At 67.7% G+C, this 10,105-nt stretch carries 14 protein-coding genes; 5 read left to right on the forward strand and 9 right to left on the reverse strand.

All coding sequences use genetic code 11. From position 1 onward, the window contains the following. Nucleotides 1-62 precede the first annotated feature (62 nt). Both ABD978_RS35190 and ABD978_RS35195 read right to left on the reverse strand, forming a co-directional pair. Nucleotides 63-1,385 (reverse strand): hypothetical protein, encoded by a 1,323-nt coding sequence (locus ABD978_RS35190; protein WP_345364356.1) that lies wholly within the window; start codon nucleotides 1,383-1,385, stop codon nucleotides 63-65. Nucleotides 1,386-1,680: 295 nt separating this feature from the next. Beyond that, nucleotides 1,681-1,839, reverse strand: a complete 159-nt coding sequence (locus ABD978_RS35195) for a hypothetical protein (protein WP_345364358.1) — start codon at nucleotides 1,837-1,839, stop codon at nucleotides 1,681-1,683. Between the two features lie 494 nt (nucleotides 1,840-2,333). Here ABD978_RS35195 and ABD978_RS35200 point away from each other — a divergent pair, with 494 nt between their 5' ends. Both ABD978_RS35200 and ABD978_RS35205 read left to right on the forward strand, forming a co-directional pair. Then, nucleotides 2,334-2,936, forward strand: a complete 603-nt coding sequence (locus tag ABD978_RS35200) for a hypothetical protein (protein ID WP_345364360.1) — start codon at nucleotides 2,334-2,336, stop codon at nucleotides 2,934-2,936. A 215-nt stretch (nucleotides 2,937-3,151) separates the two neighbouring features. Continuing rightward, nucleotides 3,152-3,499 carry a pilin gene (locus ABD978_RS35205; RefSeq protein WP_345364362.1) on the forward strand — a complete coding sequence of 116 codons (348 nt, stop codon included), beginning with the start codon at nucleotides 3,152-3,154 and terminating at the stop codon, nucleotides 3,497-3,499. A 207-nt stretch (nucleotides 3,500-3,706) separates the two neighbouring features. Here ABD978_RS35205 and ABD978_RS35210 read toward each other — a convergent pair whose 3' ends face one another. Further along, entirely contained in the window at nucleotides 3,707-4,012 is a 306-nt protein-coding gene (locus ABD978_RS35210) for a hypothetical protein (RefSeq protein WP_345364364.1), read from the reverse strand. A 236-nt stretch (nucleotides 4,013-4,248) separates the two neighbouring features. Then, the gene (locus tag ABD978_RS35215) at nucleotides 4,249-4,845 is read right to left on the reverse strand and encodes a TetR/AcrR family transcriptional regulator (RefSeq protein WP_345364366.1); all 597 of its coding nucleotides are present in this window, start codon (nucleotides 4,843-4,845) and stop codon (nucleotides 4,249-4,251) included. A 93-nt stretch (nucleotides 4,846-4,938) separates the two neighbouring features. On the opposite strand from ABD978_RS35215, the gene ABD978_RS35220 reads away from it, so the two are divergent. Together ABD978_RS35220 and ABD978_RS35225 are read left to right on the forward strand one after the other, a co-directional pair. Beyond that, on the forward strand, nucleotides 4,939-5,748 hold the full coding sequence (locus ABD978_RS35220; RefSeq protein WP_345364368.1) for an alpha/beta fold hydrolase: 810 nt from the start codon (nucleotides 4,939-4,941) through the stop codon (nucleotides 5,746-5,748). Between the two features lie 97 nt (nucleotides 5,749-5,845). After that, the gene (locus ABD978_RS35225) at nucleotides 5,846-6,469 is read left to right on the forward strand and encodes a TetR/AcrR family transcriptional regulator (RefSeq protein ID WP_345364370.1); all 624 of its coding nucleotides are present in this window, start codon (nucleotides 5,846-5,848) and stop codon (nucleotides 6,467-6,469) included. A 193-nt stretch (nucleotides 6,470-6,662) separates the two neighbouring features. Here the strand turns inward: ABD978_RS35225 and ABD978_RS35230 are convergent, their stop codons facing one another. From ABD978_RS35230 to ABD978_RS35245, 4 genes are all read right to left on the reverse strand, one after another. Then, a complete protein-coding gene (locus ABD978_RS35230) occupies nucleotides 6,663-6,959 on the reverse strand; it encodes a hypothetical protein (RefSeq protein WP_345364372.1) in 297 nt (98 codons plus the stop codon). Nucleotides 6,960-7,040: 81 nt separating this feature from the next. Next, entirely contained in the window at nucleotides 7,041-7,604 is a 564-nt protein-coding gene (locus ABD978_RS35235) for a DUF6262 family protein (RefSeq protein WP_345364374.1), read from the reverse strand. Beyond that, complete coding sequence (locus ABD978_RS35240) at nucleotides 7,601-8,098, reverse strand: hypothetical protein (RefSeq protein WP_345364376.1); 498 nt, start codon at nucleotides 8,096-8,098, stop codon at nucleotides 7,601-7,603. The genes ABD978_RS35235 and ABD978_RS35240 overlap by 4 nt, the downstream gene beginning before the upstream one ends. 308 nt (nucleotides 8,099-8,406) lie before the next feature. Then, nucleotides 8,407-8,907, reverse strand: coding sequence for a DUF3237 family protein (locus tag ABD978_RS35245; RefSeq protein WP_345364378.1), 501 nt, complete (start codon nucleotides 8,905-8,907; stop codon nucleotides 8,407-8,409). Between the two features lie 77 nt (nucleotides 8,908-8,984). Here ABD978_RS35245 and ABD978_RS35250 point away from each other — a divergent pair, with 77 nt between their 5' ends. Beyond that, complete coding sequence (locus tag ABD978_RS35250; RefSeq protein ID WP_345364380.1) at nucleotides 8,985-9,554, forward strand: TetR/AcrR family transcriptional regulator; 570 nt, start codon at nucleotides 8,985-8,987, stop codon at nucleotides 9,552-9,554. 301 nt (nucleotides 9,555-9,855) lie between these two features. On the opposite strand, the gene ABD978_RS35255 is transcribed toward ABD978_RS35250, so the two are convergent. Next, a partial coding sequence (locus ABD978_RS35255; protein ID WP_345364382.1) for a transposase occupies nucleotides 9,856-10,105 on the reverse strand: 250 nt, incomplete at its 5' end.

Consider the following 10,105-nt stretch of genomic DNA (forward strand, 5'->3'; position numbering starts at 1 on the left):
ACGGATGATGCGTCCTCTCGTTCGCGCCGGAGGCGGTCGCGCGTCACGCGATCGGCAGTCGCTCATCGGCCGCCCCAGTCGGTGTCGCGGTGGCCAAGGACGACCTGCCGCCCGCCGCCCTGCGCGACGTTGACGCGCAGGGCTTCGCTGATCCGGGACGTGTAGCCGGCCCACGCGCCGTGTAGCAGCACGATCGACAGGTCCTGGTAGCACGGCGTGCCCTGCCAGTACCGTCGGTACGCCGGCACCGCGCGCTGCGCCAGCCAGCCGTCCCCGGCGGCCCGGCGCACGACAGCCCGCCACCGATCCTCGTCCTGCTCGGAGCCCACGTAGACGCTGTTGCCGCGCGTGTCATAAGGGCCCTTCACGACCCACCCGGCGCGGTCGGCGAGCAGTTCGGCGGGCTCGACGCCGTCGCCGACCTTCCGGCTGTACGGGATCAGCCGCTCGATCGCCTCCCGCTCGTCGCCCGTGAACATTCCGGCGAAGCGCGGGTCGGACAGCAGCGCGAGGCACAGCTTGTTGTCGCCGATCCAGCGGCCCGCCAGCGGGTTGGCGATCCGCAGCTTGCCCGACGAGACACGGTCGAGGAACGCGGACCAGCGGGCGATATCGGCCAGCACCGGCTGCACGCCGTATTTGAGGTAGCCCGCGCGCAGGTCGCGGGCGAGCCAGTCCTCCAAGCCCGGGTCGACGCAGACGGCGCTGTGTCCAGTCTCGGCGAGCAGGTCGGTCATCCTGTCCAGTTCGAGAACGTTGCCGCCAGTCTTGTGGAAGATGCCGAACGGCCCGTCGGCACACTCCGGCCCGACGGCGGTGCGCAGGAACTCCGGGAACCAGTGGCGGTCGTCGAGCGGGGTGCGGGCCGCGCCCCACTCCTCCAGCACGTCCCGTACCGGCGGCACGTCCCGCCACAGCGCCGCGTATGCGCTGGTGAAGAGCACGCCACCGGGGCAGTTCGCGTTGAACTCCACCACCCGCGCAGTCTCCACGTCGCCGCCGACGAGATCAAAGCGGCAGAAGTCCACGCGGTACTCCCCGATCGGCGCGGCGTCCACCCACTCGCGGAGCACAGCGGGCACGGCGAGGAAGTTTCGCACCCGCGCGTCCGTGCGGTGCGCGAGCAGCACCTTCCGCCACGCGGACACGACCAGCGGCACGTGTCGGGCGAGGTGCCGCTCCGCGTCGCCGGTGAGCTGCACGAGGCTCGGCAGCATCGGGTACGGCATGGTCCGGCCGTTCTCGGTCTTCACGAGGCGCTCGGCGTCGGCGGCTTCGCACACGGCGGTGGCCAGCCGGGCAAACTGTACGGGCGGCAGCCGCCGCGCGACCGGTCCGGCGGAGTCGGTACTGAGCAGCCGGTCCGGGTTGAACAGTGGGGTCACGGCCCTTCCTCTCAGTTCAGGTTTGCGATCAACCATCCCCTCACATAGAGCGATTGAATCGCTACCGAACGCGCATCTGATGAGGAGGTTCGTCGTCTATCTGGCGTTTCAGTGCCGCGACAGTTGGGGGTGGTCTCGCTGGTGACATCGGGCACGCTGGTCGCGGTAAGCACCGGTCCGCCGCCGGACCCGCGCCGCCGGCAGCGCGGTGCATCTGGCGGTGTGGGGCCGGCCCGGCCGGAGTCATCACGCTCACCGGTGTCCGGGTGTTCGATCCGGTGCACGAGAGCGTCGATCACGCGATCGAGGCCGCGTCGCTGCGCGCGGCGTGCGCCTTGCCCAGCCGGTAGCGGGACGTGAGCGCACCGGTCCGCCGCTGAACAGCCCGGAGGGGCAGGTAGTTCACCTCTTCAGCGGCGCACCTCAGCAGGGTGCCCAGCAGGCCGGCGGGCATGACCGGTGCCCCTCGGGCGTGCGGATTACGCGGTTCCTCTTGACGGCGGATTCTCCGCGACGGTTGCGCTTTCCGGGCCTTGTTCGCGTTCATATCTAGCCGATGATATTGCCATAGGTTTCTTCGACCCGACCATCGGCCGCGTCACCTACGAACTGCAATCAGACCTCTTGAGTTTTCGATAGCCGGCATTCGCTTGATCTTCGTCTACGCATCGTTCGGGCTCTGATCAGAGTTAGACGACAGTGAATCGAAGCCCGGACGAAAGTCGAACGATTGCCTAGCGAAGCAGCCGTGTGTATATGGGCTCGCTCCGGAATTCACCGGAGCGGGAGGAGCCCAGCATGTCTGCAAGCAACGGAACCATCTGTTCCAGTACCAACCGGCCGACGCCGCTGGATCGGGCCGCTCAGGCGTTCGGCCAGATCTGCTCGCGAATCAATGCGCCGACTGTCGACGGCCGGCGCATCGGTCACGGCGTACCGCGCCGTCGGGTGAACGTGCGGGAGCTGGTCGAGATCCTGCCGCTGCTCGAGGCCGACGGCCGCGACGCGGTCTGGCGGGAACTCGTCCGGTTGTCGCGCGAGCACGGCGAGCCATGGCCCACCATCGCGATCGGCATCGCCCTGCCCGGCCTGCGTACCGCTGCCGCCCGGCTCACCCGCGGCTACGCCGGCGACTCAGGGGATCTGGACGCCGAACTGGTCACGGCTTTCTACGAGGCCCTCAGGTCCGCCGACATCGGTAGGCACAACGTCTGCGGAGGGTTGCGTGCGGTCGCCTACAACCAGGTCCGCCGGATGCGGTACGGCACCGTCAGCTACTCGGCGCGGACCGTCGACCTGGACGCCCTGCCCGAGTCGATCGCTCCGGTCACGCGGTGCGGACACCCCGACATGGTCCTCGCCAAGGCGGTCCGCGCCGCCGTCATCGACCGCCGTGAAGCCGAACTGATCGGCGCTACGCGTCTCGAAGACCTGCCGCTGACCACAGTCGCGAAAAAGCTCGGAATGGCCGTCACGACCGCATGGTGCCGCCGCAGGAGCGCCGAGACGCGACTGGCCTCATGGATCAAAGAAAACGACAACGAGTCGTGATCTTCGAAAAATCCCAGCATCGAACTCGCAGTTCGTAGTGAACGCCCGCTGAAGGACAGCACCCAAGCCGCGAGAAAAAGGCCACCGGCCGCTTCGCCACCAGCCAATCCGCACAAGAAAGGACACGGCCCGTTTCTCGCCCTCATTCGGCGCTGTCATCGCGGGAATCACGAAGAACCAGCAGGCGCAATGCCCATGGAAGGAGGGCAGCAGGGATGGCTTTGTTCAGGAACCTCGCACGCGCCGTCGTCATAGCCGCCGCGGCAGGCGCGGCCGTCACCCTCACCGCGGCGGCCGTCTACGCCGTGGGGAAGGGCATCGTGGCCGCGCCCGCCGATCTGGAGACCGTGATCAACAACCTCCGGTCCTGGCTGATCGGCCTACTGGTGGCGCTGGCCACGTTGTGCCTGACGATCGGCGGGCTCCGCTACCTGCTCGCCGCAGGCGACCCGGGAGAGGTCAACAAGGCGAAGGAGACGCTGAAGTACGCCGCGATCGGGTACGGCATCGCCGCACTGGCGCCGGGACTCGTGGAGATCCTCAAGCGGATCGTCGGGGCGTGAGATGCGAGGACGGCACTCACTCCGCGCCCGATGGGTCTGCGCGCTCCTCGTCGCCCTGGCCGCGCTCACCACAGCCGGCGGCGTCGCGCATGCTCAGCCATCACCGAGTCCCCATCCGACCACGGCTTCGTCCTCGCCGCATCCGCGCCCGCACACGTCCACACGGCCAAGCCGCCAGGCAGGGACCTCGCATCCCTGCCGGACGGCTCAGAGCACCCCAGGTGAACCGGTGCCGCGCTGTGCGGGGAACGGCTCGACGCCGACACCGGTCGTGACTCCCCCGCCCTCACATTCGGGATGCGCACCCTGGAACCTCAAATGCCAGCTGGGCTCGGCGATCGACACCTGGTTCACGGGGCTGGCCATGATGGCGATCCCGCCGGTCATGGATCTCTTCGGCAGGACGCTCCTGACCACTCCGGAGCTCGACAGTCCGCCGATGGCACGCGCCAGTGCCCTCTGGACGGCCAGCGAGACGATCGCCGACACCTGCTTCGTCGTGCTGGCCGTCATCGGCGGCCTGCTTCTCATGTCCGGGAACGCCGTCGCACCGGGGACGGCTGCGAAGGACATCGTGCCGCGTCTGCTGCTGGCATTCTCTGGGGGTCCAACACCTCCGAGGCAGACGCATCCCGTCGTCTTCGCAGCTCAGCACGGCTCATTGATCACGCTAGTGGGCGCAACATGTGTGGCGCAAGAAGCCCTTGTGAGCTCCGGGGCGTCAGACAGGGGCAGGCTGTACCGCACCGCTATGCGGCACCCGTTTCAGTAGCCGAGGCTTGGAGTATCGAGGGAAGGATGATGGAGTGGACGATCTCGGCGATGACCTCCTGGCCAGGTGGGTTGCCGTACAGCACCACCTCGTTGCGGATCAGGTCGAACGGGAGCTTGGCCACTCGCTCGGGTAGCCGGATGGTGGGGATTTCGCCACGATCGACGGCGCGCTGGACGATGGTCGCGACCACGTGCCCCTGAGCGGTCGTGGCCATCCGGGTGCGTAGAGCGTGTGTAGCGTCCGGGTCGCGGGCGGTCTCGGCCACTATGCCGGCCAAGACCTCGCCGTGTACGGTGCCCAGCCGGTGGGCGACCTGCCCCATCAGGGCCAGCAGGTCGGTGCGCAGGGTGCCGGTGTCTGGCGCCTCGGTCTCGGCCGGTGCCGCATGCTCTAGGGCCGCCAGGGCCAGACTGGCGCGAGTGGGCCAGCGGCGGTGGATCACTGGACGGCTGGTTCCCGCTTCTGCGGCTACCGCCTCCATGGTCAGCCTGGCGTACCCAACCCGGGTCAGCAGATCCCAGGCGACGTCGAGGATGGCCTGCTCCAGCCGTTCTCCGCGGCGTCGACTCATCCCACACCCCTTAGATGCATTGCGTATCTTATCGAAGATCGCTACGTTAGATGCACTCCGCATCTTATCTGCTGTATGTAAAGGAGCAAGATCATGGCTGCCCGCGAGAGCCACATACTGGACGTGCCCGGCGCGCGCCTGTACTACGAGGTACGCGGTTCAGGGCCCACACTGCTGTTGATCCCAGGAAGCAACGGCGACGCCGGCTTCTTCGACGGCATGGCGGATCTGCTCGCCAGCCACTACACCGTCCTCAGCTACGACCGCCGGGGATTCTCTCGCAGCCCTGCCCAGGAGGAATGGCAGGCAGGGTGGATCGAGACGCACACTGAAGACGCACGCCTCCTGCTCGACGCCACCGCAGCGCCAGCCTACGTATTCGGCAGTAGCGCGGGAGCCATCATCGGGCTCGCCCTCATCAGCCGGCACCCACAGAAGGTCATCAAGCTCGTCGCCCACGAACCGCCGCTGGCCGAGCTACTGCCAGACGCTTCGCAGTGGAGGACCTTCTTCCACGATGTCGTCGCGACCCACCAGAGCCAGGGCGCGGACGCGGCTATGCGACAGTTCATGACCGGCATCGGGGTGGATACGGCTCAACGGCCGGCCGAACCCGACCTGGAGCTGATCGGCCGCATGTCCAAGAACTTCCACACCATTCTGACCCAGGAAGTGCCGAACGCTCCCAGCCACCGCCCGGACCTGGCCGCACTCGACGCGCAGCACACTCGCATCACTCTCGCGGGCGGCCACGACTCACATGACCACTTCCCCTACCGTCCAGCCGTCACGCTGGCGGACCGCTGGGACCAACAGGTGATCGACTTCCCCGGCGACCACCTCGGCTACTGGCCTCACCCCGCCGAGTTTGCCGCTGCTCTGATCAATGCCCTGGGCACATGAGGGAGCCTCAGCCTAACGGCTGATCTTGGTTGTCAGGCTGTCAGTGGTTAGCGGGGGTCAGGCGGGTCTCGAAGACGATCCCCGCTACCGTGATCGAATGTCCGTTGAGGGAGCTCGCATGGGGCTGCGGGAGCGCAAGAAGCAGCAGACCCGCGCCGCGCTGAGCTGGGCGACGATCCGCCTGAGCGTCGAACGCGGGTGGGACGCCGTGACGGTGGAGGACATCGCCGCCGAGGCGAACGTGTCCGTACGTACCTTCCGCAACTACTTCTCCAGCAAGGCCGAGGCGTTCGTCGCCCGGCACCTCGACCGCATGCTGCGCGTCGCGGACGACCTGCGCGCCCGCCCGGCCGACGAACCCCTGTCCGAGGCCGTCGTCGGCGCCGTGCAGGCACGTTTCCTGTCGGAGCCCGACACGAACGACGGATACCCATGCAGTCGGCAGTGGGTCGACGGTATCCGGCTCATGCTCACCGAACCGGATGTGCAGGGCGAGTTCCTCCGGGCGGGAATGCTCATCCAGCACGAGCTCGCGAAAACGATCGCCGAGCGCACCCGCACCGACGTGACCCGTGACGTCTATCCGAACCTCGTCGCCGCCGCGACCGGAGCGGCCACCACGGTCGCCATGGACCACTGGCTCCGCGCCGATCCGCCCGTCGAGATCGGCCCGCTCCTGCGCGAGGTCCTCGACCGGCTCTGGGTCGGGCTCCGCCCCTAAAAGAGATGCTCTCAGGTACGGGCGAAGCCTCGACGGACCTCTCTGAGCTGCGGAGAGTCGGCTCGCCGTGTTCATGGTCTTGGCGTTCTACTGCGGGCCGGGTCGCGGGAAGCCACGTGGCGGGCGACGGGGACGTTCTGGTGAGCTCGCGTAACCGAAGTTTGCGTATTCGTGGGTGCTGAGGGGTTGGCGGTCACGGTGAGTGGTCGCCGGGGGGGTAGTGGACCCATGTTCTGCCTGCCTCGGCGGCGATGCGGGCGGTGGTCTGGTCGTGGAAGCCGAGCGGCTGGGCGATGACGGGTGCCGGTGCTTGGAGTGCGAGCTGGCGTAGTGCGGCGGTTCGTGCCGCCTGGGCGGGAAAGCCGTGGTCGCGGAGCTGTTGCAGCATGGTGCCGTTGTTGAGCGGCTGTCCGGCCCGGCGGCCGGGGAACAGCCAGCGCGCGTTGGAGTTGGTGGCGGACCGACATTCCCAGCAGCACGGTGGGGCCACCGACCGCTCCAAAGTGGGGCCACGACGCACCCGTAGAACCACACCCCACGTGCGTGGGGAGGACGAGGTGAGGGTGCTCGATCAGGGTGTGCTCCGATTGAGTCGTGCCATGAGTTCGCGGTTGGTGGCGCGGGCGGCCTCCAGGTCCTGTGTCCGTTCGTCCAGCTGAAGCGTGAGAGCGGCTTTGTCTTCCTCGAGGTTGGTGATCTTCTGCTTAAGGTTCTCGATGTCGTCGGGTGCGCCCAGGCCCGAGTCGCGCCAGGTCTGTTCGCCGAGCGCGCGTGATAGCCGCTTCTCCAGCTGCTGGACTCGTGCCGTCAGACGGGCGCAGCGTTCTTGGCAGTTGGCTAGGTCGGCTTTCAGCGAGGCGCGAGTCACCGTCGGCCCGACGCCCGCCCTGATGGGTGGTTCGGCTCCGGCCGTGTGGATCTGGGCGAGCAGGTCCTTGTGCTGGCTTCGGTAGAAGAACGACCGGTCGACTCCGGCTTTGCGGGCGATCGACGACACGCTGACAACCTCACCCGCAGCGATCGCGTCGTTGATGGCCTTGACGACGCGTTGGCGGCGGCGGGCGGTGTCGGCCCGGCGGCCATCGACCAGTGTCTTGTTCGCCGCGGCAGTGGGGGTGCTGTTGGTTGGGGTCATGCGGTGCGCTCCGGGCGGACGTCGGGGAGTGGCTGGCGGATGTGGGGCATGCCGAGCAGCACCTGGCGGCTTCGGCGGACGAGTTTGGTGGCCTCCTCCAGGTGCTGGCGTTCGGCGTCGGTGAGATCGGCGAGGTTGTTCTTGACCCGGTGGATAAGGCGGCGGACCTTGCTGATCTCCTCCTCAGAGGGCATGGACTCGCGTTTGGCCCACTCGTCCGCGGTGGCCATGGCGGCGATGCGTTCGCGGTTGCGGATCAGATCGGCGAGGTAAGCCTCCAGGTCCGGGAGGTACGACACGTCGGTGCTGAAGTGGTCGCAGCCCACGCAACGGAACCGGATCGGGCAGTGGCCGCCGCCGGCGGCGATGTTGCTGGGTTCGGTGCAGCGGCCGAACGGGACCGCGACCTCGGCGATGCCCTGGCGAATCCGTTCGGAGTCCAGCAGCGCCTTGGCCTGGCGCCAGATACGGTTGCCGTGCCGGTCGAACTGCATGGTCGCGACCTTGTCGACCGCTTGGCGGCGGCGCTTTTCCCCGACTAACGGTGGAGTCGGATATTGGAACTGTCTGAATGCCTCAGCCGTTGCGGACCCGGCAGCTGTCTTCAGCGAGGTGCTGCGGGTCCAGGACTGGTGAGCTCGCGTATCCGACTGTCGCCAATTCGGGGCTTGAGCAGCAACCCAAACGGCCAGTCACGTTAAGGAGCCCGGCGGGCTCGTCTTGCCGTGACTGGCCGTTCCGATCGCCGCGTCGCCGACCAAGAGCCACCGAACCGATAGATCAAGATCGATCGGACACACTCCTAGACCAGTTCGAAGAATTCGTCGTGGTAGATGGCGCCCGTGGCGGCCTGCCGGATGGTCTGGCCGCGGTAGACCCCCTGGAGCTTGTTGAGCCACCGCAGGTGGTCGGCACTGGTCTCGAACAGGCACGCGCCGTAGTTCATGAGGATGTCGCGGTTGGTGGTGTCCAGGCGGCCGCTGCCGTACACGTAGATGTCGTCACCGTCGTCGGTGACGACCCGGCCGCGCCAGTCCAGCGTCCCCAGGCCTTCCCGGTCGACGGTGAACCAGTCCGCCCCGGCGCCCTTGAGGCGGGCGGTCACGCCCCGGCCTTGGATGAGCCCGTCGGTGAACTCGACGATGACCCGGGTCCCCAACGGCGTGCCGGGCAGCATGAGCGTCGGCGCCAGCCGCCACACGCCGCGAAATAGTGGCTTGAGCCCGGCTGGCGCGGGGGCGCCGGGGAGCGCGGGCAAGATCTGCTCGGGGTTGAGCGTCGTGGTCTGTTCGGAGCTGGGCATCGCATTCTCCTATACCTTGAGTGTCCAAGGTAAGGTAAACCTTTGAGCCTTGGAGGGTCAAGGTAGGGTTGGCTGTCATGGCAGGACGTGTGCGGCGAGAACCACAGGAAGCCAGGCGGCTCATCTTGGAGGCGGCCGAGCGGTTGCTGATCGCAGGCGGAGTGGCAGCAGTCCAGGTACGGGCCGTGGCCGCGGAGGTCGGTATCACCGATGCGGCGATCAACCACCACTTCGGCACTCGTGACCAGTTGCTGGTGGCGCTGCTCCGGCACGGCGGGGCGCGCCTTAGAAAGCGCCTGGCGCAGGCCAGCGGCGGTGACGTCGAGCAGCTGGCGGCCTCGCTCGCCGAGGTCTACGCCGACGGGTACGCCGAGCTGGCCCTTGCCCTGCACCAGTCTGGGTGGCGCGACGCGGGCAGCGGGATGCTGTCACCGGTGGTCGACGCGCTGAGCGAGCGGATCCGCGCACGTGGCCGGACACCCGATCGACGGCGCGTCCAGCTCACCGTCGCCGCACTGCACCAAGGTGTTGCCCTGGACCCCATCGTGGGCACCGAGTTCCGCCGTAGCGCCGGCCTGGCGGACGCCGCGCCGGCCGAGACCCTGGACTGGTGGGAGCAGGCCCTGACGCGGATGCTCGATCTCTAGGTGAACTAAGCCGAGCCGACGAAGTCGGGAAGGTCGGGACGCAGCCGCCTCATCATCGGTCAAGAACTCCACGCGCATACGCCGCAAAGTAGGACCGACCCACCAGTAACCCACACACAGCGACCGAACCGTTACGAGATCCCCGCCGAAGGCGACGCCCCACCCGCATCGGAACGGCCAGTCACGGCAAGAGACGCCGACCGGGCTCCTTAACGTGACTGGCCGTTCGGTTGCTGCTGAACCCCCAATTCCCCCGCGGCGGCCAGGTGAGGTGGGGGCGGGACTGATGCCCCTATGGATGTCAAGCCGGCGTTGGGGCTTTGGCGGATCGGGGGTCGGTGATGAGCTTGTAGATCTCTCGGGCGATGTAGCGCTTGAGGCATCGGATGGCCTCGCGTCGGGTTTTGCCGGCGGTGGTGCGGCGTTCGACATAGTCGCGGGTGCGTTGGTCCCAGCGCAGGCGAGACAGGACGATGGTGTGCAAGGCGCAGTTGGCCTGTCGGTCGCCGCCGCGGTTGAGACGGTGGCGTTGTTTCTTGCCGGAGGAGGCC

Origin of the sequence: Actinoallomurus liliacearum, from assembly GCF_039542035.1 — a bacterium.
Lineage (GTDB): Bacteria > Actinomycetota > Actinomycetes > Streptosporangiales > Streptosporangiaceae > Actinoallomurus > Actinoallomurus liliacearum.